This window comes from Leeuwenhoekiella sp. CH_XMU1409-2 (assembly GCF_037029365.1).
In the GTDB taxonomy this organism is placed as follows: Bacteria; Bacteroidota; Bacteroidia; order Flavobacteriales; family Flavobacteriaceae; genus Leeuwenhoekiella; species Leeuwenhoekiella blandensis.
Genome location: NZ_JAYMEI010000009.1, coordinates 56,086 through 80,384, shown reverse-complemented (window position 1 = coordinate 80,384; position 24,299 = coordinate 56,086). Strand labels below are relative to the sequence as shown.

Genomic DNA, 24,299 nt, shown 5'->3' with positions numbered 1-24,299 from the left:
TAACTATAAATTGAAACAACAAAGCCTGCTCGATGAGCAGGCTTTGTTTATTTATTAATTATGTTTTATACAGATTCCTTATATAAATTCCTTTTTTCCAAATAATCTAAAGCCAGCGCGTAAGCTCCTAAACAAACCGCCGTACTGGTTCCCAATTTACTTACCCCGATCGCAATACGCTTTTCTTTGGTATAGACTACCTTTTTAGTGCTAAACGGAACCTCAACTTCAAATTCAGAATCGGCTAAAAAGGCTTTCAACTGCTCCTCATCATCAATATTGAACACTTTAGAAATCGCACGCGGCATTCCCTGATCTTCCAGATTATAAATACAACCTGATAGATGCGCTATAATTTTAGGCAGAATAAAGCGTGATGCTCCGGCAATTCCGCCGCCGATAACAATGGGTCCGTCTACGAGTGCCAAGGCATTTGCCAGCGATTCGGCAGCTGCGACGGCCATCTCTTCAAAGGCATTAATTGCAGCCTGTTTATTACCTTCTTGCTCTCCGTTGGCTATTTTGAAAATTTCGCGTGGCGAAATCGCCTCTACCTCTCCAGATTGCTCCGCATAAACACGTTGAATCGCACGTATACTCACACTTTCTTCTACAACCGTCTTGGGCTTTATAAAATTACGGGTAAGCCAAATTTCGCCTGCGGCAGAATTGTCTCCTTGACAGATTTGGTTATTCACCACGATACCGCCTCCAAAGCCGGTTCCCAGAGTAATCCCGATCAAATTCTTATAGGTACGGCTCAAGCCTGCATCAGCAAGGGATTCATTGATAAACGGAAGCATCCCGGCTACAGCTTCGCCATAGGCAAAAAGATCTCCGTCATTATTGATCAAAGTCGGGATTTTAAAAATCTCCTCAAGCATTGGACCTAAAGCTACTCCACCTCTAAATGCAGGTAGATTAACAAGATCTCCTATGATTCCGTTTTTATAATCTGCAGGCCCCGGAAACGCAAAACTTATCGCGTCGGGCTGATTTCCATCTAAGTTTTCTTTAACCTGATTAAAGCCATCAATAATGGTTTTAAGACAAGTATCTAAGTCATCAGAATGCGATGCTAATGTAATAGGCTCTATAATTTCTTTTCCAGATTGTAATGCAGAGAACACAAAATTGGTTCCTCCTGCATCTAGAGTCATAACAATCCGTCAATCAACGTAAATATTCTTCATATTTCGGTTTGTACTCTAAAAACTAATAATAATATCGCCCTGGTGAATCTGCAAAGATACACAACTAAAAGGTTTTACTACACGGAATTCTATTAGATTTGATAATACACGCTTTTTATAATTCCTGTTTTAGAAGTTCTGTTTAAGTTTTATCGCTTTTGTTCTGCTACAAAGTTGAGCAACAGCGGGAAAGCAGGATGTGTCATATTATGACCGTAGCCTTGCATCTCGTATTGTTTGATCTTTTCTTGACCGGCAACCTTCATCATTCGGTAGAAATAGGCATTCTCTTCATATCTTCCCAGCATTTCCAGCTCGCGATCTCCGGTGATCAAAAGCGTTGGCGGTGCGTCATTGCGTACAAAATAAAGCGGCGCAAATGCATCAATTATTGGTTGCTCTCCCGGTATCCCACGCTCTGCCCGAATGGTAAAATGGGTGATCGTGTGACCACTAAACGGAATCAGACCTGCGACCTCGTTAGCATCAATATCGTATTTAGCGAGTCGGCTTTTATCCATCACACTCATCAGTGCCAAATAGCCTCCTGCAGAATGACCGCTCACAAAAATATTGTTAGGATCGCCCTGATATGCCGCTATGTTTTTAAAGGTCCAGGCAATCGCCGCAGTAGCATCTTCAATACAAACCGCAGCTTTGACCTTAGGTGAAAGTCGGTAACCCACTCCTACAACGCAGTAGCCTTTTTCTTTTAAGGCTTGCGGAAGTTCCTTCACTCCACCGGTTAGACCGCCGCCGTGAAACCAGACAATTACCGGAACGTCTTTTTTCCCTTCAGGATAATACACATCTAAGCGGCACTGCTTGTTTCGATATTCGGTTGCTCCTTCAGTATTCTCAGGATAATAAGCAATATTTTGAATGGTTTTATAGGCCGTTTCCTGTGCAAAGGCAGGAACACTAAAAATCATTAACGCTAAAAGAAAGTACTTTTTAAATTTCATAATACTGATTTTACTGTGCTTTAGGTTTAAAAACAGCTGCCCAGCCTCCGTTTCTAACCAAAGTAATGGTTAATGAGTCCTCATTTTTAACTGTACCTCCATTCTTTTTGTAATCCATTCCCTGTCGCCCGGCATTGATACCGTCTTCAAAGGAGGTCATTTCATACAAAGCTTCAGCATTGAGAAAGTCTAAGTTGATCTCAAACTCTCGTGTATTCTCGACTCCATTTGTGATCGCACCGGTGTACCACGTATTGCCTTTTCGCTTTGCGATCACTACATACTCACCAATTTTTGCATCGAGTACCACCGTCTCATCCCAGGTTGTGGGCACCTGAGTAATAAAGTTGGTACACTCCTTTTCACGAAAATAATTGGTAGGATTGTCAGCCAGCATTTGCAAACCGCTTTCAAAAACCACAAAAAGTGCCATTTGATAGGCTCGCGTTCCCAGCCCAGCAGAATTTGGTCTACGGCTGTAATACACCTCGGGCTGCATATTGATCATCGCCCCGGGAGTAAAATCCATAGGTCCAACGGCATTGCGCATAAATGGCAAGTACAAACTATTTTCTGTGGTGGCGCGTTCCATTTGTTCGAGACCTAGAACGCCCTCGTACGACAACACATTGGGGTATTTAATCTCGAGTCCCGCAGGTTTAAACGAACCGTGAAAATCTACAAACAACTCATGCTTTGCCGCTTCGGCAGCAACACGCTCGTAGAAATTCACCATCCATTGGTCGCTGCGATCCATAAAATCGATTTTTACTCCGGCGATTCCCCAATCCTGAAACTTTTCAAAAAGCTCAAAATTCTTTTCAACGGTAAGCCAGGTAAGCCAAAGCACAATTTTCACATCACGTTCCTTGGCATAAGCTATCAACGCGAAAAGGTCAATCTCAGGATTGGGCGTGTAAGGATCGGTCGTCGTTTTTGCCCAACCTTCATCCATTATGATGTACGGAATGTCAAAAGATGCAGCAAAATCAATAAAATACTTATAGGTTTCTTCGTTAAAACCTGCTTTAAAATCTACGTTGTACGGCGAAGCGCCATTCCACCATTCCCAGCTCACCTGCCCCGGTTTTAACCAATCGGTATTCTTTAAGGTGTTGGGCGTCGCCAATTTGGTGGTTAAGGTATTGGTTAAAATATCGGCATCTTTTGTAGTGATCTGAAAATAGCGCCAAGGAAAATTACGCTTGCCCGAAGTCTTTGCTATATACTTGGCTTCTTTCAAAATTTTGACACTGCGATCCCCGTCAGCCCCAAACTCAAGTGGATATAGAGGAAACACTCCTGAAAGTGCATTCGTCTTTTCAGTATTGAGGAACATCGCAGGATAATCACTTAGATCTGATTCTGAGATAAGAATGTTTACCGCATCACTTTCTAGCAACACCGGAAGCGTAGACATCTTATTTCCGTCTTTAAATGCTGAAGTTTTAAGATGCGTATACGGGTACTCATACGAAGTTTTAAAGGAAGGCGTTTGCTGAAGATGCGCTGTAAACGCATCAACTAAATGCACATCAAAAGTTTCTGAAACCACAGCTACATCACCCTTTTTATCAGTAATGAAACGATATGCTAGACCTTCATTAAACACTCTGAATTCTAGCGAAAAATCCTCTCGAAATTCGATTATAATGCCGTTATACTCATACTCGAGCATACTGAATTTAAGCGGAACCATCGGTGCATTTTGCACCTTAGCATGTGTAGTTTTTGTAGCCTTTATTTTAGGATTTTGACCTAATGTTTTGTCTTCAAGCTGCAAAGCGGCTTTATTGTCTTGCATTACGACCTGGCCCTTTTTTAAAACGCTGTACGCAATCTCTTCCTTTACAGAAATCTGAAGCTCCAAATCGCCTTGAGGCGAGATCACTTGATACTCCTGACCATAACTCAAGCCCAGGCTAAATCCAAAAATTAATAATACTACAAACTGTTTCATATTTTAAAATTGTTGTTCTAGTCTGTTTTTAAATTAAGTATTCCGCCTTGCATTAATTGTTCTTGGTCAATAAAATAGCGATCAATCGCTTTACCATTGTATTGAATTTGCTTCAGGTTTCTTGATGTTCCGGCTTTTGTGATCTCAAAGGAATTTCTACCTAAATTCCATTTTACGCGATCAAAAATGGGAAGACTTACTAGATACTCATTATCTGCCGGTGACAGCGGATACAATCCGGAAGCTGCAAAAACATACCACGCACTCATCTCGCCCGCATCGTCCATCCCGCTAAAGGCCAAGCCGGTTGGTCCAACACCGTAATAGTCTTCTAGAAGCGTGTCGATTATGTGCTGCGACTTTTCGGGCTTATCGATAAAATAATAGGCAAAAGGTGCCTCGTGATCGGGCTGATTTCCGTGGCAATATTGGCCTAAAAATCCACTTACGTTGCGTGCGATATGTTTAGGATTCCACGGTAAAGTGAATAACGAATCTAACTTTTGCTCAAACGCTTTTTCACTTGGATATAAAGCTACCAAACCTTCCATATCGTGCGGAACAAAAAAAGAAAGCTGCCACGCATTCGCCTCGCGATACATATACTCGTAGTATGGATACTCGGCATCAAACGGACTTATAAAAGAACCGTCTTCTAGTTTACCGCGCATAAAATGTGTTTCGGGATCAAAGACATTCTTATAATTTTTTGCACGCTCAGCAAGTTCTGAAGCGTGATCCTGATCCTGTAAAGCTTTTGCCAACAGCGACAAACTGTGATCATCATAAGCATACTCCAGCGTTTTTGAAACTCCTGCTTTTGCTTTGGTTTCTACATGCGGATTTTCAACATCAGGGTCTGAAATAAAGCCTTTCTCTATATACTCTGCAATATGTGGTCGCGTACCACCTTCTTTATACGCATTGTTTAGAAGAAGTTCGTATGCTTTTTTTACATCAAAATTGGTTATTCCTTTTCCGTAAGCCTGTGTGACAAAAGGCGCGGCGTGATCTCCATGAAAAAAGGTTGGCATAAATCCGCTGTGAGTTCCTTTATCGATCAACGACTGAATGATATCACCGGTAACCTCAGGCGCCAGCAAACTCAATACAACCAATTTGTTGCGATACGTATCCCAAAGCGACGGATTGGTATAATACCGAAATCCTTTATTTTGAACCGTTCCCTGAGCATCTGTAAACTGTCCATTGTAGTCACTGCGCAAAGCCGGCCATTGCATGCTTCGGTATAATGATGAATAAAAAAGCTCTTTTTCTTTTCGGCTTCCGCCGGAAACCTGAATTTTTGACAACACAGCATCCCACGTTTTTTCTGCAGCCAGATGTACTTCTTCAAAGGTTTTATTTCCTATTTCTTGCTGAAGATTTTCACGTGCATTTTCGGCACTTACAAAAGACAAACCGATCTTTAAGCTTACCGGTTTTGGCGAAGCTTTTAAATTTAGAAGCGCATAGCCTTTATCGGTATTTGGATTCACTTGTTCCAGTTCGCTTATCGCCTCACTGAGCTCCACCGAAAAATACACCTTATCACCGCCCGTACGTTGAAAACCTTCGAGTGTTTTACGCCCGGTTTGGCGCAGTTGCCACGCATCAACGTGATGATTTGCGCGTCCCAGATCAAACAGAATATTGTGAGCAGCATCGTCATCAAAAGTATATTTATGAAAACCTGCACGTAAGGTAGTGGTAACCTCAACTTTCACCTTATAATCGTTCAAGTAAACACTGTAATAACCCGCAGAAGCAGTTTCATCTTCCTTATCAAAAGAAGATTTAAAAGGTGCCGAAGCCTTTTCTGCGATTGGCAAAATCGGAATATGACACAAATTCCAGTGGCCTTTATTGGTATGTGTAAAGCCCAGAATTTCTTTGTCTTCATATTCGTAGCCGGCGCCGCTTCCATATTGTGTAATAGGACTCAGTTGTACCATTGCATTGGGCAGGGTTGCACCGGGATAGGTTAGTCCTGCCCAAACACGCCAACCTTCGGGCGGCGTGTACCCTATAAAATCTGGATCTGTAAGCGGTGCTGTACCGTGAAATGGATTGACATAGGCTACAGGATTTTCTACATATGCCTCTTGTTGTTGCGCTGTTAAAACCTGAGGTATGCTCAACAGCATCACTGCAAAACTGAATAGTATTTTCAAACGGAAGGCGCTAGCAAGGTGTTTCATCAACTTCTATAATTTAAATCGAATTGAGTAATTCGGGTTTCTCTTGGTAGGTTTTCCATAGGAGTTCGCCAAACAAAGTATTTGCCCAGGCAAACCAAGAACGGGTAAAATCGGTAGGATCATCTTTATGAAAAGTCTCGTGCATAAATCCTGTCCCGCCGTGTGTATTTTTAAGCATTTTAATACACTCTTTGATCTCTGCATCTGAAGTGCTGGTAAGACCTCGCATCGTAATCGCCATCGGCCAGATCATATTCATCCCTACGTGCGGTCCGCCAATACCTTCGGCAGCCGTTCCTTTAAAGAAAAACGGGTTGTCTAACGACCAAACAAAATCACGGGTGTTATGATAAATAGGATCATTTGCATCTACCGCATCCAGATAAGGTAAGGAAAGTAAACTCGGCACATTGGCATCGTCCATCATCAAATTGTTACCAAAACCATCGGTCTCAAAGGCATAGATCTTACCGTATTTTTCATGTTCAGTCACGCCATATTTGGCGATAGCTTCTTTAACTTCTGTTGCAAGCGCTTTAAGCTCTTTAGCAAGCTTCGTTTCATCCTGAAGTGTTTCAACCATTTCTGCAGCCTGATTCAAACTCACCACCGCAAAAAAGTTAGATGGAATCAAAAAGGAATACACCGTCGAGTCATCACTAGGTCTAAAAGCGCTGCAAATCAGTCCCACCAGTTTTACAGGATAGCCTTTGCCACGAAGGAAGCGCGTATCTGTCCCGTTAGAAGTATTTCGACTGAAAGAATACGGGTTGGTACCGTCTTTCTCCTGCTGTTCTTTGAAGGTTTTTAAAATGTTTTTGATCGCCTCAAGCCATTGCTTATCAAATGGGGTCGTATCTCCGGTTGTTTTCCAATAGTTGTATGCGAGACGAATGGGATAGCATAAAGAATCGATCTCATATTTACGCTCATGCACTCCCGGAAGCATATCGGTATTATCAGACGTCCACTCCCCTTTTTTCTCCGGATCGTCATAGAATGCGTTGGCATAAGGATCTTTTAAGATCTGACGTGTTTGCCTATTGATCACACCGGCAATAAGGTTTTTCAGGTCTTTATCTTCGTCTGCAAATTGCATATACGGCCATACTTGAGCCGAACTATCCCGCAACCACATAGCATCAATATCACCAGTGATCACATACGTATCTGGCGCTCCTTTATAGGTTGAATAGGTAACCGTGGTATCTAGCGTATTTGGAAAACAGTTGTTGAATAACCAAGTCAACTCCTCATCATTGACATTTTTTGAGAATTTTTTGATCGCCTTCTCGATGGCTTTACTCTCAAAATTACGCGCACCTTCGGGCACACGTACGGTTGGAAATTTTTTACAAACAGTATTTGCAAAAATACCTGTAGGATTAATCATGGTTAAACCCCCTGCCATCGCAGTATTTTGAATAAACTTTCTTCTTTGCATTTTAGAACTATTAATCTGCTTCGAGGGCTGATTTTACCTAAGTAAACCTGCTCAAAGCGAAAACGTTATCATTTTACACAGTGAAAATAAGTAAAACGTTTTAGTTATTCAAGAAATAATTAAGAATAAATTCATTTTCAAATCGAAAATTTATTTGTGAAAAGTTGAATGAGAAATTAGCTTTAAATAAAAAGCCACCTACTGAAATCACATAGGTGGCTTTGGCTAAATAAAAGACTTTCAAATAAATATCAGGTCTTTGTACTCGTATATTTAGTTAGAACGGAAGCAAAAAGAGTCTCCATTCTGTCATTTGAAACAAACTACTTCCGCCATTACTCGTAATATCGAGGCGATAGTACTTATATGCTGTATTGTTATCAAAATAGAATTCGCGAGTCTGGGTACGGTCTGAAAATCTGTAATCTTCTCTGCTATCAAGCGTGGTCCAGGTTTCACCATCTTGCGAACCTTGAATCTCCCAATCTTGTGGGTCTCGCCCAGGCGCATCATTTCCTGATGTAAATGAGTAATACCCTGCAACAATAGGCTCTTCAAATTCTAGATTGATCCAGAAAGGCGTTACAAAACCAGAAAGATATTTGGTGGTCAAATCACCGTCTATCAGTTTTGTTGAACCTTCACGTCCTTCTGCCCCACCGCTGTATTCGCGGTTTACGCTAATCGTACTTTGATCTGTAATATCAACCGGAGGACCTGCGATCACTTTTACCGGTGCAGTAGCTGTAAGTGAATTGTCATCTGCTGCTGTGATACGCAATAAAGTTTCTCCAGATCCGGTTGCTGTAAGTGTTACCGATTTATCTTCATTCATCTGCAAATCTGCAACGCTGGGATCTTCTACTTCCCAAATATAATCGCGTTGCGGAACCACATTAGGTTCAAAAGTTGCAGTAACATCAAGCGAATTTCCTGATTCTAATAAAATGATATCATAATTATCAAGATTAACGCCGTTCTCTACAATAGCATCAAACTCTCTTCTTCCTTCGCAAGATGAAACTGCTACCAGAAGAAAAAGCAATGCCGGTTTTATATACTTTAAAATTGTTTTCATAATGTTCTATTTAGTATCCAGGATTCTGAACAAGATTAGGATTAGCTTGTAATTGTCTGAAAGGAATAGGATAAAGCGTAAGATTAGGATCTCCTGAAGGATCATGATCCCACCAAGAACCTGTGGTAAATTCACCAAATCGAATAAGGTCTGTACGACGCATACCTTCAAAGATGAACTCTCTACCACGCTCTGCAAGGAGTTCGCTCATAGTGAGCGAAGTTGTGGTATAGGCCTCCTCAGCCCAGTCTTCTTCAGTGAAGTAACGCATTTTACTTTCATTGATAAGGTCTACAGCCTCTTGCGTAGCATTACCTCCGTTTAATCGCATCAAGGCTTCCGCTTTATTAAAATAAAGTTCTGTAAGTCTGTAAACCACATAATCACCTTCTAAATAATTAGGATCATCTTGTGTTCCTGAACGGTATTTATGAAAACGCGCACCACTATTCTCTTCTCCGTCGGTCATAGAACCTTCACCGGTTTGTCCCTCTGTATTTCTACGAATGTTGTTTACATAAACAAAAGGCTGCCCGTTATACTCTTCAGACCCCAAAATAGGCTCGTCTGTTCCTAATTTGTATTGAGGTCCAAACAAGAACCATTCTTGCTTACGAATGTCATTTTCTTTGTAGGCGTTAAATGCTGTAGGAATCACTACAAAAGCATTGTTACCGCTATAATTAACATCTAGCGCTGCGGTCATATTTGAGAATCCCATATAGAAGGATCTCCAGTCATAACCGAAATCATTTTGACGGCTGAATGGAAACTGAAAGATATTCTCAGGAGAATCTTCGTTGGTATTATTAAAAGGTCCTAATGGGTCTTGATCTAAAGCGATCTCACCGGTTAAAGAACCTCCTTCTCCTGAAATAACCTTATCTGCATATGTGATACTTTCTTCCCATCTAGGAGTACCAGACCACACTTCTGCATTTAAGTACAACTCAGATAAAATCGAATATCCAACAGCTCTACTCATACGTCCTATAAGTTGTGGTGAAAGCGGCTGAAGCTTTTCTACATTATCTAACAATTCCTGCTCGATAAAAGCAAAAACTTCTTCTTGAGAAGCAGTCTCCGGATTATTAGGAACCCCCACTGTAGTTACAATAGGCACATTACCCCACATATCCATTATTTTCATATAATGATAGGCGCGCAATACTTTTGCTTCTGCAACAATCGATGCCAGACGCTCTGGAGTTACTCCAATAGTTTCTGCATCTACAGCTTCGATACTTTCTATCGCTGTATTTACAAAGCCGAGACCGGTCCACATCAATCTCCAAGCATTATTTAAACGCCCCTCTTGCGGTGTCCACGTATGATAATGCTGTCGTATATGATCTGCATTATCATAACCGTGACGCCCTTTTTGAGGCCAAGCGGTTTGATCTGCAGACAGCTCGTTATGATAGTAATATCCATTTTGCCCAGACCAAGCCAGCCACGCCTGCATATGCGTAAACGGTCTTAAATTGGCCTGTACCAGTTCTAATTCGGTTTTATAAAAATTTGATTCTGAAAGTTCTGAATATGTAGTTTCTTCAAGATCTGTACATCCGATAGTCAATAACATTCCCATCGCACATGCAGCTTTCTGAAATAAGTTTATCTTCTTCATCTTCTAAATATTAAAAGTTAACATTAACACCTGCAGTTACGGTAACTGTTCTCGGGTAGAAGTTTCTTGTGTCTATCCCCGGATAAAGTCCTGTATCTTGAACTTCTGGATCGCGACCGGTATAACCGGTAAAGGTTGCCAGGTTTCTCGCACTACCAAAGAGGCGCAACGCGCTAAACGGACTGTTCTCTCCCAAATTGAAGTTATAGCCTAAAGTAAGGTTGTCTAACTTTATGAAGTTTCCGTTCTCAAGGTAGTAGTCTGAATATTGTGGCGCTTCGGTAATATTGCTATACTGTCCTAAAGCAGAAGTAAGCACGTTACCCGGCAATAAGCTTGGGTTACCATAAAAAAGGTCAACCGTGTTTAGAATATCGTATTTGAATTTACCACGTAGAAGAATGGTGAGATCAAAGTTCTTGTATTTAAACGTATTGGTTAACGAAGCATAATACTTAGGCAAACCATTACCTATGATCGCCTTATCCTCTTCGGTCATATCGCTTGCGCGACCAATTGTACCGTCTGCTTTATGGAATAACCATTTGCCATCAACAGTAAAACCTGCAAAGCGTTTTCCGTAGAAATTTCCTATTGGGCCACCTTCGGTATTTCTAATGGCAGAACCTAGGTTACCTGGGTTTCCAATATTTCCTCCAAACAATTCACTTACCGAGAAGATCTGATTTGAAAGTGTAGTAAGCTCATTGTTTTGATAACTTCCTACAAAATCAACATTCCATTTAAAATCGCCTTCATCAAATACACGGTAGCTAAGCGCAAGTTCTAAACCATTATTGGTAATATTTCCTACGTTAGTATAAATACTTCCTTGAACAAACGGAGGTTGTGGCACGTCATAACTCAACAATAAGTCTTCTGTACGGCGCGTATAGTAATCTATAGATCCGCTTAGTTTATTGAACCAGAAACCAAAATCAAGACCGATGTTAAATTCCTTTTTGGTTTCCCATTTAAGATCTGGATTAGGGTTTTTAACCGGCCCATACGTTTGATAATAGGTAGCACCATCGGCTCCATCTAAAAAGACAGGATATTTACCTCCTGTTCCCAGCGTCACAATAGATTGGTAATTTGGAATCCCTTGATTACCGGTAACACCAAAACCTGCACGCAGCTTAAGGTTGTTTACCCAGCTTGCACCTTCCATAAAGTTTTCGTCAGAAATCAACCAAGCTCCAGAGATCGCAGGGAAACTCGCCCATTTATTATTGGCTCCAAAACGCGAGGAACCTTCGTGACGCACAGATGCCTGTAAGAAGTAACGATCGAGGTAGTTGTAGCTTAAACGTGTAAAGTAGGCAATAAGCGTATTGTCTTCTTTAAAACTAGACATATTTGGCCTTGGTAGATCAATATCGGTGATCGCGTTACCCGCACCAAAATTCCAGTCCTCAAAACCATCTGTGGTGAAACCACTGTTATCCATAGAATAATTCTCGGTAGCCGAATACTGATAACTATACCCACCAAGCAATTCAAAACTGTGCTCCGCAATTTCGGTTGAATACGTAATCGTAGGCTCTACTGTTTGTGTAAAGTCTAAATGACTTCCTTTATAAGCATAACCGGTTCCAAAATATGGGCTACCCGAATTGTATTGCTGGTAATCTTGAGTAGAACGATAGTAACGGTCATCCCAAGAATTTCTCTGATACGAACCAAATACCGAAGCTATCAAGCCCTTAGTAATCTCATAACTCAACTTTGCATCACCAGAAAAGGTAAGTTGTTTACGCTGGTTGAAGCGGTTTGCATATTCAGAAAACGGGTTATAACCATTTTCTGGCTGGTAATAACCATAACGCCCTTCATTATAAAGAACCCCTTCTTCTGAAGTATTGAAAGGTGCAAAAATTGGCGCAGTCGGATTCCAATCGGTTACGATACCAAATTGCCCACCACCTAAAAGGTTGGCGTCATTGATATTTACCACAGCACTTGATGAAAAAGTCAATTTATCATCAAGACCTGTCTGGTTAAAACTTGCTCGTATACCAAACTGCTCGCGACTGTTCTCTAAAGCAATACCTTCTGAGTCTTTATAATATAATGAAGCCCTGTAGTTGCTCGTTTCATTTCCACCAGAAGCAACAAAGTTGTGATATTGTGTAAGATTTGACTCGTTAACCAATGCATCAAAAATATCTGTAGATGCTCCTAGATCATTGTTTTCTCCAATGATTCCATCTGCAATTGCAGCTCTAAACTGTTCTGCAGATAAGAAATCTGGCTTACGGTTAACATAGTCACGTGATACAAAGGATGAATAATTAAAGGTGCTTTTTCCTTTCTTTCCTTTTTTGGTGGTAATTAAAATTACCCCGTTAGTTCCTCGTGTACCATAAATTGCAGCAGCAGCACCATCCTTTAATACATCAAAGGATTCGATATCATTTTGCTGTAACAGATCTAAATTACCTCCCGGTATACCGTCGATAACGATAAGCGGCGAAGTCGAACCTGTAATAGAGGTTACCCCACGAAGTTGAATCGCTGTTCCACCATTTGGATTATTACCTCCGGCACGTGTGATTTGAAGACCGGCTACTTTACCCTGAATCAATTCAACCGGAGAGGACACCTGCCCTTGATTAAAATCTTCTGTCTCTACTTTAGAAACAGCAGTAGATACTGCTTTACGCTCTTGAGAACCATAACCTATTAGAACCACCTCATCCAGTGATTCCTCATTAGATTCCATCGTTATCGTAAATGCATTTTGAGAACCCACAGTTTGTTCAACACTCGTCATCCCTACATAGGAGAATACCAGTACTGCATCGTTTGAAGCAACGTCGATGCTAAAGTTTCCATCAAAATCGGTCGCTACTCCATTGGTAGTTCCTTTCTCTTGAACCGTAACTCCCGGCAGAGGCATTCCTCCGGGATCTGTAACGGTTCCTGTCACCGTTTTTCCACCTTGAGCATAGAGCGTATGTGGTGAGCTCATACCTAGCGCAAGGAAAAAAACCAGAATAAATCTTGTAAATGTTTTGTACATAATTGTTTCTTGTTTCTGGAATTTTAAATTCCCATTAATTGAAGTTTTTAAGTATTAATAATTTTCGCAAACGTTAAAGTAAAACGTTTTAGCAATTATAATAAAACGTTTTACTAAAATTGCATTGAAAGTAAATAATTTTACATAAATTAACATAAATTGCAGTTTTTGTAACCCATTTACAGAATTCTACAGTTTTTAACACCTTTTACACCAGTTAACTGAAAATAATTTAAAAAATTTATCAAGCTTTTTCCATGCAAATAAAAGAATCTTCAAAAATGTATGATGTCATCATCGTGGGCTCTGGTGCCGGCGGCGGTATGGCAACAAAAGTTTTGGCTGATGCCGGACTCAAAGTAGCAGTGGTTGAAGCAGGACCTCATTTTGATCCTGCAGATCCTAAACAGCGTACCCAACTCAAATGGCCCTATGAATCTCCCAGACGTGGTGCCTCTAACCGTAGACCTTTTGGAGATTTTGATAGTGCCTACGGTGGCTGGGAAATTGAAGGCGAACCTTACACTCAAAAAGATGGAACCCAATTCGACTGGTTTCGATCTCGAATGCTAGGCGGGCGTACCAATCACTGGGGACGTATTTCACTGCGTTTTGGTGAGCGCGATTTTAAACATAAAAGCTATGACGGGCACGGCGATGATTGGCCTATAAGCTATGAAGATGTAAAACCTTACTATGATAAGGTAGATAAGCTGATTGGCGTTTTTGGAACTAAAGAAAACATTGAAAACGAGCCTGATGGCTTTTTCTTACCTCCGCCAAAACCCAGATTACACGAACTTTTCTATATCAAAGGAGCGCGTAAATCTAACATTCCTGTAATTCCATCACGTATGTCTATGCTTACCAAAAAGCTCAACGACGATCGTGGTATTTGCTTTTATTGTGGGCAATGTTCCCGTGCCTGTGCGGTGTATGCCGATTTTTCTGCAGGGACTTGTTTGATCTTTCCGGCGCAAAAGAGCGGCGGTCAGGTAGACCTTTTTGTCAACGCAATGGTGCGCGAAGTGACTACAAATGATGAAGGAAAAGCTACCGGAGTTTCATATATCAGTAAAGATGATCGTAAAGAATATAAACTGAAAGGACGCATTGTCGTGCTTGCAGCTTCGGCTTGTAGTTCGGCACGAATTTTATTGAATTCTAAAAGTGAGCAACACCCTAACGGATTAGGAAATAGCAGCGATATGGTAGGCCGTTATCTGCACGATTCTACCGGTGCCAGCAGATCTGCATTCATTCCAGACTTGATGAATCGCGATACGTATAATGAAGATGGTGTAGGCGGAATGCACGTATACACACCGTGGTGGGGCGACAATAAAAAGCTGAATTTCCCGCGTGGTTATCATATTGAAGTTTGGGGTGGTCTTGGAATGCCGAGCTACGGTTTCGGCTTTAACCCTAATGATCTCAACCGTTTCTTCAATCAAAAAGTGGGTGGCTACGGAAACAGTTTACGTTCAGATATTAAAAAATATTACGGTTCTACCATTGGTATGGCAGGTCGTGGCGAGTCTATCGCGATGAAAGACAATTATTGCGAGATCGATCCAACCACGGTTGATGAGTTTGGGATCCCGGTGTTACGCTTCAACTATAAATGGTCTGAATATGAAGTGAATCAAGCCAAGCATATGAATGATACTTTTGAAGAAATTGTGCACAATATGGGTGGAACGATGCTTCAGGATGCTCCTTCAAAAGAATCAAATTACGGTCTAGAAAATCCGGGCCGAATCATTCATGAGGTGGGAACAACCCGTATGGGAAGCGATCCTAAAACATCTGTGGTTAATGAATTTCAGCAGTTGCACGATGTAGATAACGTCTTTATCGTAGATGCCGGACCGTTTGTTTCTCAGGCTGATAAAAACCCGACCTGGACCATCCTTGCGCTTTCGTGGAGAGCTTCAGACTATATTATTGAACAATTAAAACAGCAAAACATCTAAATCATGGATAGAAGAGATAGTTTAAAATCGATGTTTTTAGGTTCGTTAGGAACCGGACTTTTACTCACAGGATGTGATCCTAATCTGGGAGAAAAGGAAGTTGAAATCGCGAAAGCTGCTGAAGATTATTTTGGCCGTACACCTGAAGAACTCGAACTTATTGAAAAGCTACAATCAGAGCAGTTTTTTAGAGAACACGAGATGGATACGTTGAATGTTTTATGTGCACTTATTTTACCTGCAAATGAGGAATACGGAAGCGCTACAGATGCCGGCGTGCCCGAGTTTCTTGAGTTTATCGTAAAAGATATGCCGTATTTACAAACGCCCATACGCGGTGGTTTGATGTGGCTAGACCATACTTCTAATTTGGAATACAACACTGAATTTAAAAGTGCTTCTGAAGAAAATCAGAAAGCTATTTTAGATACGATCGCATTTCCTGATCCCGAAAAACCCAGCTGGGAACAACCGGTACAGGTGCAGTTTTTCAGCTTGATGCGTAACCTAACGATGACCGGTTATTATACTTCAGAAATGGGAATTAAAGATCTGGACTACAAAGGAAATCAACCCAATATCTGGGATGGCGTTCCGGAAGAAGCTTTGCAGAAACACGGCGTTAGCTACGATCCCGAATGGATCGCAAAATGCGTTGACCAAAGTCAGCGTGGCGTCACCGCCGAATGGGATGACGAAGGGAATTTGATAACCTAAAACAGGCTATAAATCAACCAAAAAACCTCCTAAAACAGGAGGTTTTTTTATTTCTAATTACTTTCAGTAGAATCAAATTCTATCTTTAATATTCATCCGCTGATGTAAAATTCTTACTATTTCAACAGTATTGGTATCATCTTTTCGATAGAAAATGACGTGAGATTCAATGACACTAGCTCTATAGTTTTTCCTTAAATACCCGACAGACTTTCCTGTCATAAAATTAGCAGCTATAAACTCAATGCGATCTATCAATAATTTATAATAGGTATCAGCTTGCTCTTTTGACCATTTGTGAAATGTGTATAACCAAATATGCTCTAAATCTTCAATCGCTTGTTGACTTATACGATATCTGGCCTCACTCATAAATACTTCTTGTGTAAAGCTTCAAGTGATTTTTCAGAATCAAAATCATCAACAAAACCACTCTGCTCCCCCGCCTCCAAAGCTTTAATCAATTCGCGTTCTTTAAGCTCCTCACGTTCAAATAAGCGCAATGCAGATCTGATTACCTCACTTACAGAACTATAGCGACCCGATTTTACTTCTTCATTTACAAAATCTTCAAAATGACTTCCCAATGAAATTGACGTATTCTTTCCCATTTTTTATCTTTTAAATAAAAGTACCAACTTTTGGTATCGCAACCAAATGTTCTAAATCGAATGCTCAGGGTTCCATTTAACGACTTCATTCTTCAGCATCGAGTCAATAGCCATTTGCACACAGATTGCGGTATTGGCTCCGGTTTTTAAGTCCGAAATCGGTTTGCTGTTATTTTTGATCGCATCTCTAAAATCCATTAAAGCCTGCTTGCTAGGATCTGGGTGGGTAAATTCAAACGGAATTCCCTTTCCTGCTTCCCAAGGTATTGTAGCACCTGCAACACCATCAACTTCAGCGCGCTTTTTGGTATAATTTCCTTCCGGATAAAACCAACCTTTTACATAGTCTAAAATGATGGTTCCCTTATCGCCCATTACCTTGATCTGATAATCGTCTTTGGCATTGGTCGTTAAACAAGTAAAGGTCGCCTCTACTCCACTGGGATACGAAAATAAATGGTGTACATTATCAAAGGTTTCTCTACCGTCTTTCCAATAATCAATACCGCCGGTACCAAACACCTGCGAGGGTGTTTCTCCCAAAACCCAATTGGTAAAATCGATTTGGTGCGAACATAATTCTGCGGTCAATCCGCCGGAATATTCCCGGTACATACGCCAATTGATCATTCGCTCCAGTTCTGGTTCTGGGACGGGTCTTCGCCAGTTTCCGCTTCGGTTCCATTGGCATTCAAAAGCAGTGATCTCGCCTATTTTTCCATCTTTAATCAAATCAACTACGTGCGTATACAAACGCGAACTGTGGTACTGATGTCCAGTTTGAAAAACCAAATTTCCTTGTGCAGCATCAACAACATCCAACACGGCATCATAACCTTTTGCCATTGTTTTTTCACCATACACGTGCTTTCCGGCGGCAAGCGCATCAAGTTCTATCTGCGCATGGGTGCTGAAAGGCGTCGCCACCAAAACCGCATCAATACTTTTATCTTCTAGCAATTTTCGATAATCGGTATAAGCTTTTGCTGAATCTCCCGCGCGCTTCATTCCGTTAGCTAACCGAAACGGAATAACATCACAACAGGCCGCCACCTCAATCCCTTCAATATTTTTCATCACCGAAATTAAACCGCCACCGCGATCGCCGGTTCCTATCACACCAATGCGTATTGGTGCACTTGAACCCACATATTTATTGATATAAGCAAACCCCGGACTAGCAGAAGATACCGCCGCTGCTGCCAGACTGCTTTTGATCACAAAATCTCTACGTTTCATAGTCTCTTAAATTTTAGGTTCCCAATTAGGAGCGTACTCGCGTCCCCAAAGTTGCATCGCTTCGCGGTCATAAATGCGACCTGATGTAGCATCGATATCAAAACCGTGCCCTACGCGGTACGCCATATTTGCATAATGCACCATCGCCATACTTACCGAAGCATCTTCAATAGGCGCTTTTAAAGTTTCTTTACCGCGAATAGCTTCAAAAAAGTTCACCATATGCGTTGTGGAAGAGTCGCCTCCGCCGCCAAGCGCGAGTCCGCTTTCTGCGGTTTCTTCACTTTGTTTAATCACTTTTCCGCCGCGATCCATAAGCACATAATTAGAACGGTCTACCAAAACCGAACCTTCGGTACCAAAAATAAGCGTACCACGACCGCGACCATACGTATTGTAACCGTTACGGCTTTTTCCGTCCCAATTGATCACTTTATCATCGTCGAATTTGAACGTAGCATACATGGTATCATACATTTCCCAACCGTCATTTTTGAAATGGCGCTTTTCGGCTTGCACCTCAGCATAGTTAGGAAATTCAACGCCTAAAGCCCATCTGGCGATGTCGAGTTCGTGCGTGGCATTGTTTCCGGTTTCTGCGGTACCGTAATTCCAGCCGTACCAATGCCAGTTGTAATCCCAGGTTTCGCTGGTATAGGCTCTGCGCGGAGCAGGCCCTTGCCAAAGCTCCCAATCTAATCCGGTAGGTACAGCTGCCTGTTTTTGCACCGGTGTTTCCCCACGTGTATTGGAATAAAAAGCCACCGCTTTGTATACATCGCCAATCACGCCTTTATGAATTTGATCTATGATCTCTATGGTATGCAACGAGGAACGCTGTTGGTTCCCCATCTGCACGCGTTTGTCAAACTTTTTTGCCGCTGCAACCAGGAGTTCATTTTCATTCATATTGTGGCTGCACGGCTTCTCGACATAGACATGTTTACCCGCTTTCAAGGCCATAATAGAACCTGGTGTGTGCCAATGATCTGGTGTGGCATTTACGAGAATATCTACCTCCTTATCTTCGATCACTTTGCGAATATCATTTTCTAATGCCGGTGTGTAATCAATATGTTCTTTAAAATTCTTAAGCGCGTTCAACCGGCTTTTTTCCATCACATCGCAGAGGTAGAGTAATCGTACATTAGACTCCTTGCGGGCGATGGGTGCATAATAGGCGCCCAAACGTCTGCCTAATCCCGCGACCGCAACATTTAGCCGATCATTAGCACCTATGATGTTGCGATAACTGCTGGCAGCCATTCCCATTGTGGTGTTGCTCAAGGCTAAAGCGGTACCGCCCAAAATTGATTTGTTGATAAACGATCTACGTGTTGTCATACTACAATACTTTGATTTTGATGTTTTTAAATGCTACGCGATCTCCGTGATCTTGCAATAGAATATTCCCTTTTTCAAAAGTGCCGAAGCCGGGCCAATCTTTGTATTTACTCTCTTCAACCAATTGTAAAAACGCATCACTGCCTCGGTCATATTCCAATACTTTCACGTCGTTTAAATAATGCTCTACGTGCTTGTTTTTACTAACGATTCGAGCTGTATTCCATTCACCGATAGGATTTACCGGTTTATTAGGATCTGCCTGAATCAGATCGTATAAAGATGCTAGTGTGCGGCTTCCCTCGTGATTGCCCAGCTTGGCATCGGGATGGTGCGCATCGTCAAGAATCTGGTATTCTAAACCTATTGAAGAACCTTCGCCTTTGTTCAATTCGGTATCTACATAATATTTGATCCCGCTGTTGGCGCCTTCTGTAATTTTGAAATCTATTTTAAGTTCAAAATCCTGATACTGCTCTGTGGTCACGATATCGCCACCGGCAGCTGATTCTTCACCTCCGGTGGAAAGCACGATGAGTTCGCCGTCTTCAATGACCCATCCCTTTTCAGGAAAATGATCGAGTTTTCCTCCGCGCCATCCTTCGGTAGTTTTTCCATCCCAAAGCAATTGCCACCCAGATGCTACTTCTGCTTGTGTCAGATTATTTTTAGTATTGAAAGCAGGCAAGCTCATTTGTTTACTGTATTGCTGCGGATTCTCTGTAATGATCTTAATGTTCTTCCATCTAATTTCCTTTCCGGGTTCATCCTCTGCGCCTATCGCGTGCACTTGTAATGCAATAAATCCTGAAGCGGTCTGGTCATCTACCAGATGCGCCGCTTCTACGCCATTGATCCAGGTTTTTAACGTATCACCCAAAGCTTCCACACGGTAATGATTCCATTCATTTTGCTTGAAAGCCTGTTGTGCTTTAGGATTGTTCTCTAATGAATACAACCAACCTCTGCGGGCTTCATCATAAATCCCAGCACTCCAAGCACGCTCTGAAGGATCGATTTCTATCTGATAGCCGTGCACGCGTCCATTCCTAAACTTTGGCGTACTAAGGCTGCGTATTTGAATACCGCTATTCATCGAAGGATCAACTTTATAATCCAATTCCATAATAAAATCTCCATAATCCTGTGTCGTTGTAAGAAACGAATTGGGCGTATTCGCCACAGTGGTCCCAACTATTTCATCACCTTCTATGCGATACGCTGCTTTACCATTGAGTTGTTTCCAACCGTCGAGTGAAGTCCCATTAAACAAGCTTTGCCAAGGTTCGTCTGCCGTTTCTGATTCATTTTTACAGCCTGTAAAAACCAGCAAACCTAGTGCTGACAAGACTAAATACTTAAATACTATAGTATTCATAAATACGGTTTATTAATTAACTGTTAGTTATACGTTTAAATATACGCAATCGATATAGCATACGACTAAAAAAATAGCGAGACTTCAATTAAGAAGCCCCGCTATCACACACACTAGTTTAATTCAACTTTTGATATAAACTTATCTTTGGTCCCCCAATCTTCATTGGGCGTAGCTGCTGTTTCGATGATCAAGTTTCCGCCGGAAGTCAACTCTTCATGCGTGAGCCAATTTCGGTTTAAAGCCTTTCCATTAAGGGTCACCGATTTCACATAGAAATGCTCCTTGTTATAATTTTTTACTGAAATACTGAAAGTTTTACCTGGGGCAAGATTCAGTTTTACTTCTTTAAAAATAGGTGCTGTTAGATAGTAAACCGGACTTCCCACATTTGCCACCGAAAGCCCCATACTGTGAAGCACAAACCACGAAGACATCGTTCCTGCATCATCATCCATCGTACGCAAGTAGGCTTTGGGTTTGTTCTGATAAATGCGGCCCACATAAGGATCTATCCCTTTGCTGTTGTCGTTAAAGTAGGTTTGCACCACGGTATCCAAAAGAATTTCTCTAAAGAGCTTTTGTGATTTCCAAGGCTGGCTGGTCGCATTGTACAATCCCGGAACTTGCAAATCTGGCTGATTGGCGTGATTGTAATTAAACTCTTCAAAAAACTGGTCTAATTGGTTCTCAAAAGTTTCGGCACCACCTGCCAATTCTTGTAACCCGTTTACATCCCAAGGCACAAACCAGCGGTATTGCCAGATCGTCCCTTGATACAAGCCACGTGCTTGCATTCGATCTACATCACTTTTTGACAGATCTTTAAAATCTTTATCCCAATAGGCTTTATAATCTAAAGCTTTATCTAGATACTTTTTACTCGCTGTTTGGTCACCTGTCGCTTTGAGGATTTCACTCATCGCCCAGAGATCGTAAGACGACTCTAAAGCTTTATCAGGAGCGCCAAAATCTAAATGATCTGCTTCATAAAGCAGTGAATCTTTGATAGCTTCAAAATCGACGTCATAGCCTTTTTTATAAGCGTCGAGTAACACCACCATCGCGTGTTCTGTGCGTACCGTAGGTGAAGTCTCGTGCTCTGTAGCCCAATTCTTTTTCCCAAAACGGTATAAATTGGCAATACTGGTCGTGATATCCTGATAAACTTCAGGATGCGCTAACGATAAAAACGGCAACTGCTCGCGGTAATTATCCCAAATCGCCCAACCATTATAGACTTTATAATCCTCATTTTGCACAGAACCATCTGTGGCTCTAAACGTGCCGTCTTCTTCGGAAACTAAAAACGGAGATTGCGCAGTTCGATACAACAGCGAGTAGAATAATTGCAGGCGATCTTTTTCACCAGAAACTTCAATGGTGTTCAAATAAGCATTCCAACTTGCGGAAGCCTTTCCTTTTAAAGTCTCAAAATCATCTGAAGTAATGCGTTTTTTAGCGTAGCCTTCATTTACTGAAGAAAAACCTACCTGAACTTCAGCAGCATCCCCCAAACCTTTTACCATCAATTGGTGCTCCCCTACGTTCTGAATCTGAGCTTCTTCCGGTAATTTAATCGCATAATAAATGCGATAGGTTCCGGCGTGGCAGGTAGTTTTGGTGTCCATATATCCTGAGATCAAGTTGCGACGTATCTCGTGTGTTTCAGCAACAAAACGATTACTCAGCGCAAAAGAAAGGTCGATATACAGTCCGCTATTCGCATTAGGAAAGCTGTATTGATGCATCCCTAAATTTTGGGCTACGGTGAGTTTGGCGTCAATTCCATTTTCAAAATTCACATGGTAAAAACCGGGAACTGCATCTTGCGTTTTTTTGATAAGCTTGGTACTTACTTCTGCATTTAAAATGGGTTTAATGAGAATATTACCACCGCTACCTGTACAGCCCACACCTTCCATTCGGGTATGTGTAAAACCGTCAAACTGCTTTGCATAATACTCGTAACCCGTATGTTGATGCGGATTGGTTTGCGGGCCTAAATTCATCATATTGAACGGCGTAGTCGCCGATGGAGACATCTGCCCGTGGTCACCGCTGGTTCCCAAAAACACATTGACATAATCTGTTAATGACTCTTGCGCAACGCTCGTAAAGGCCAATACTAAAGTAAAAAGTACCGCTATATAATTTTTCATTAAGAAGGCTTCAGTGGTTATTCTTTAAAGTTAGGATTTAGCAACATTAAACTGTTTCGGCAATGTTATGTTTTCTATGAATCCAGACTCCGTAGATCGCGATAAGCGTAAAACAAAGCACCGGCAGTAAGAACGAAAGGTTCATTTCAGAAAGGCCTAAAACGGTGATATCGTTAACACCAACGCCACCAAGGTCGATAATCATTCCTTGAAGTTTTGGTAAAAGCGCGCCACCTACAATGGCCATAACCAAACCTGCGGCACCAATTTTTGATTGATCTTCTTTTAAACCCTCTAAAGCGATCCCATAAATCGTAGGGAACATTACCGAAAGGAACAAGGATACCATCACTAAACTATAGAGTCCTACGGTTCCCTCTAAAATCACAGCTCCTAAGGTGAATACCCCACCAAGAGCTGAAAAATAGCTCAGGAGTTTCCCTGAACTCATAAACTTGAGCAAATAGGTACCTATAGCACGCCCCACGGTGAACAAAACAAAAGCTCCTAATTGATAATTTGCAGCGGTAGAACTGGAAATTCCTTTAGACTCGGCATATTGATAAATATAGGTCCAGCAGCCAATTTGTGCGCCCATATACAGCACCAGAGAAAGTACTCCGAGCGTATATTTCTTATTTTTAAAAAGCTCTGCAAAAGTATCTTTAACACTAGGTATTTCCCCATCTCCTTTAGCCTGAGGCATTTTATTTACGGCGATAAGAATCAAGATCGCTAAAACAACCAGACCTAAGATCACGTATGGATTACGAATTACCATAAGATCTGCAGATTTGATCAATAACTTTTGTGCTTCGGGCAGAGCCGAAAAGTTCTCAACATCATCAGACTGCAATAGATCAAGTACAAAAAACTTTGCCGCGAGTAAGCCTACGATCAACCCTACGGGATTAAAAGCCTGTGCTAAGTTCAAACGTTGGGTTGCCGTTTTTTGATCACCCATCGCTAAGATGTAAGGGTTTGCTGTAGTCTCTAAAAATGCCAGACCAAAGGTTAGAATATACAAGCCCAAACAGAAAAACCAGAAAAGTCCTGTAGTTGCTGCGGGATAAAATAATAAGGCGCCGCCGGCGTAGAGCGTGAGACCAACCAGAACTCCAGATTTGTACGAGAACTTACGTACAAATAAAGCGGCCGGAAGCGCCATGCAAAAATATCCTCCGTAAAAAGCCATCTGTACCCAGGCGGCTTGTGAATTGGACAACTCTAACACCTTTTTAAAAGCCTGAACCATAGGATCTGTAACCGCATTTGCAAAACCCCAAAGGGCAAATAACGAGGTCACCAAAATAAAAGGAAGTAGTAATTTTTTAGGTACAACCGGAGTTGCTTGCGTTTTATTCATTATAAACTAT

General features: G+C 41.6%; 17 protein-coding genes. 2 read left to right on the top strand and 15 right to left on the bottom strand.

Annotation, left to right across the window (positions count from 1 at the left end; all coding sequences use genetic code 11):
- Positions 1 to 65: 65 nt before the first annotated feature.
- From WA338_RS11135 to WA338_RS11100, 8 genes are all read right to left on the bottom strand, one after another.
- Positions 66 to 1,160, bottom strand: a complete 1,095-nt coding sequence (locus WA338_RS11135; protein WP_009781012.1) for an ROK family protein — start codon at positions 1,158 to 1,160, stop codon at positions 66 to 68.
- A gap of 182 nt (positions 1,161 to 1,342) precedes the next feature.
- Positions 1,343 to 2,158 (bottom strand): alpha/beta hydrolase, encoded by an 816-nt coding sequence (locus tag WA338_RS11130; protein ID WP_009781013.1) that lies wholly within the window; start codon positions 2,156 to 2,158, stop codon positions 1,343 to 1,345.
- A gap of 10 nt (positions 2,159 to 2,168) precedes the next feature.
- On the bottom strand, positions 2,169 to 4,118 hold the full coding sequence (locus WA338_RS11125) for a glycoside hydrolase family 97 protein (protein ID WP_273005790.1): 1,950 nt from the start codon (positions 4,116 to 4,118) through the stop codon (positions 2,169 to 2,171).
- Between the two features lie 17 nt (positions 4,119 to 4,135).
- Positions 4,136 to 6,319 (bottom strand): GH92 family glycosyl hydrolase, encoded by a 2,184-nt coding sequence (locus WA338_RS11120; RefSeq protein ID WP_273005791.1) that lies wholly within the window; start codon positions 6,317 to 6,319, stop codon positions 4,136 to 4,138.
- 13 nt (positions 6,320 to 6,332) lie between these two features.
- Positions 6,333 to 7,763 (bottom strand): glycoside hydrolase family 125 protein, encoded by a 1,431-nt coding sequence (locus WA338_RS11115; RefSeq protein ID WP_336093368.1) that lies wholly within the window; start codon positions 7,761 to 7,763, stop codon positions 6,333 to 6,335.
- 277 nt (positions 7,764 to 8,040) lie between these two features.
- Positions 8,041 to 8,841, bottom strand: coding sequence for a discoidin domain-containing protein (locus WA338_RS11110; RefSeq protein WP_009781017.1), 801 nt, complete (start codon positions 8,839 to 8,841; stop codon positions 8,041 to 8,043).
- Between the two features lie 10 nt (positions 8,842 to 8,851).
- Positions 8,852 to 10,471, bottom strand: coding sequence for a RagB/SusD family nutrient uptake outer membrane protein (locus WA338_RS11105; RefSeq protein WP_040532836.1), 1,620 nt, complete (start codon positions 10,469 to 10,471; stop codon positions 8,852 to 8,854).
- Positions 10,472 to 10,481: 10 nt separating this feature from the next.
- Entirely contained in the window at positions 10,482 to 13,496 is a 3,015-nt protein-coding gene (locus tag WA338_RS11100; protein ID WP_273006463.1) for a SusC/RagA family TonB-linked outer membrane protein, read from the bottom strand.
- A 257-nt stretch (positions 13,497 to 13,753) separates the two neighbouring features.
- Between WA338_RS11100 and WA338_RS11095 the strand changes: the two genes are divergently transcribed.
- Complete coding sequence (locus WA338_RS11095) at positions 13,754 to 15,472, top strand: GMC family oxidoreductase (RefSeq protein ID WP_336093363.1); 1,719 nt, start codon at positions 13,754 to 13,756, stop codon at positions 15,470 to 15,472.
- Between the two features lie 3 nt (positions 15,473 to 15,475).
- Positions 15,476 to 16,189, top strand: a complete 714-nt coding sequence (locus tag WA338_RS11090; RefSeq protein WP_336093361.1) for a gluconate 2-dehydrogenase subunit 3 family protein — start codon at positions 15,476 to 15,478, stop codon at positions 16,187 to 16,189.
- Between the two features lie 72 nt (positions 16,190 to 16,261).
- Here the strand turns inward: WA338_RS11090 and WA338_RS11085 are convergent, their stop codons facing one another.
- The 7 genes from WA338_RS11085 to fucP form a co-directional block, all read right to left on the bottom strand.
- Positions 16,262 to 16,561: a type II toxin-antitoxin system RelE/ParE family toxin gene (locus WA338_RS11085; RefSeq protein ID WP_336093360.1), complete on the bottom strand. Its 300-nt coding sequence runs from the start codon at positions 16,559 to 16,561 to the stop codon at positions 16,262 to 16,264.
- Positions 16,558 to 16,800: a type II toxin-antitoxin system ParD family antitoxin gene (locus WA338_RS11080; RefSeq protein ID WP_336093358.1), complete on the bottom strand. Its 243-nt coding sequence runs from the start codon at positions 16,798 to 16,800 to the stop codon at positions 16,558 to 16,560. The genes WA338_RS11085 and WA338_RS11080 overlap by 4 nt, the downstream gene beginning before the upstream one ends.
- A 51-nt stretch (positions 16,801 to 16,851) precedes the next feature.
- Positions 16,852 to 18,039, bottom strand: coding sequence for a Gfo/Idh/MocA family protein (locus WA338_RS11075; RefSeq protein WP_336093356.1), 1,188 nt, complete (start codon positions 18,037 to 18,039; stop codon positions 16,852 to 16,854).
- A 6-nt stretch (positions 18,040 to 18,045) separates the two neighbouring features.
- Complete coding sequence (locus WA338_RS11070) at positions 18,046 to 19,383, bottom strand: Gfo/Idh/MocA family protein (RefSeq protein ID WP_336093354.1); 1,338 nt, start codon at positions 19,381 to 19,383, stop codon at positions 18,046 to 18,048.
- Position 19,384: 1 nt separating this feature from the next.
- Complete coding sequence (locus WA338_RS11065; RefSeq protein WP_009781026.1) at positions 19,385 to 20,761, bottom strand: 3-keto-disaccharide hydrolase; 1,377 nt, start codon at positions 20,759 to 20,761, stop codon at positions 19,385 to 19,387.
- Positions 20,762 to 20,874: 113 nt separating this feature from the next.
- Positions 20,875 to 22,923 (bottom strand): glycoside hydrolase domain-containing protein, encoded by a 2,049-nt coding sequence (locus WA338_RS11060; RefSeq protein WP_009781027.1) that lies wholly within the window; start codon positions 22,921 to 22,923, stop codon positions 20,875 to 20,877.
- 46 nt (positions 22,924 to 22,969) lie between these two features.
- Entirely contained in the window at positions 22,970 to 24,289 is a 1,320-nt protein-coding gene (fucP, locus tag WA338_RS11055; RefSeq protein ID WP_009781028.1) for an L-fucose:H+ symporter permease, read from the bottom strand.
- Positions 24,290 to 24,299 lie beyond the last annotated feature (10 nt).

Excerpts from the sequence above, each read along its gene's own strand:
- WA338_RS11135 (WP_009781012.1), bottom strand. The coding sequence starts at position 1,160 with ATGACTCTAGATGCAGGAGGAACCAATTTTGTGTTCTCTGCATTACAA.
- WA338_RS11130 (WP_009781013.1), bottom strand. The coding sequence starts at position 2,158 with ATGAAATTTAAAAAGTACTTTCTTTTAGCGTTAATGATTTTTAGTGTT.
- WA338_RS11125 (WP_273005790.1), bottom strand. The coding sequence starts at position 4,118 with ATGAAACAGTTTGTAGTATTATTAATTTTTGGATTTAGCCTGGGCTTG.
- WA338_RS11120 (WP_273005791.1), bottom strand. The coding sequence starts at position 6,319 with ATGAAACACCTTGCTAGCGCCTTCCGTTTGAAAATACTATTCAGTTTT.
- WA338_RS11115 (WP_336093368.1), bottom strand. The coding sequence starts at position 7,763 with ATGCAAAGAAGAAAGTTTATTCAAAATACTGCGATGGCAGGGGGTTTA.
- WA338_RS11110 (WP_009781017.1), bottom strand. The coding sequence starts at position 8,841 with ATGAAAACAATTTTAAAGTATATAAAACCGGCATTGCTTTTTCTTCTG.
- WA338_RS11105 (WP_040532836.1), bottom strand. The coding sequence starts at position 10,471 with ATGAAGAAGATAAACTTATTTCAGAAAGCTGCATGTGCGATGGGAATG.
- WA338_RS11100 (WP_273006463.1), bottom strand. The coding sequence starts at position 13,496 with ATGTACAAAACATTTACAAGATTTATTCTGGTTTTTTTCCTTGCGCTA.
- WA338_RS11095 (WP_336093363.1), top strand. The coding sequence starts at position 13,754 with ATGCAAATAAAAGAATCTTCAAAAATGTATGATGTCATCATCGTGGGC.
- WA338_RS11090 (WP_336093361.1), top strand. The coding sequence starts at position 15,476 with ATGGATAGAAGAGATAGTTTAAAATCGATGTTTTTAGGTTCGTTAGGA.
- WA338_RS11085 (WP_336093360.1), bottom strand. The coding sequence starts at position 16,561 with ATGAGTGAGGCCAGATATCGTATAAGTCAACAAGCGATTGAAGATTTA.
- WA338_RS11080 (WP_336093358.1), bottom strand. The coding sequence starts at position 16,800 with ATGGGAAAGAATACGTCAATTTCATTGGGAAGTCATTTTGAAGATTTT.
- WA338_RS11075 (WP_336093356.1), bottom strand. The coding sequence starts at position 18,039 with ATGAAACGTAGAGATTTTGTGATCAAAAGCAGTCTGGCAGCAGCGGCG.
- WA338_RS11070 (WP_336093354.1), bottom strand. The coding sequence starts at position 19,383 with ATGACAACACGTAGATCGTTTATCAACAAATCAATTTTGGGCGGTACC.
- WA338_RS11065 (WP_009781026.1), bottom strand. The coding sequence starts at position 20,761 with ATGAATACTATAGTATTTAAGTATTTAGTCTTGTCAGCACTAGGTTTG.
- WA338_RS11060 (WP_009781027.1), bottom strand. The coding sequence starts at position 22,923 with ATGAAAAATTATATAGCGGTACTTTTTACTTTAGTATTGGCCTTTACG.
- fucP (WP_009781028.1), bottom strand. The coding sequence starts at position 24,289 with ATGAATAAAACGCAAGCAACTCCGGTTGTACCTAAAAAATTACTACTT.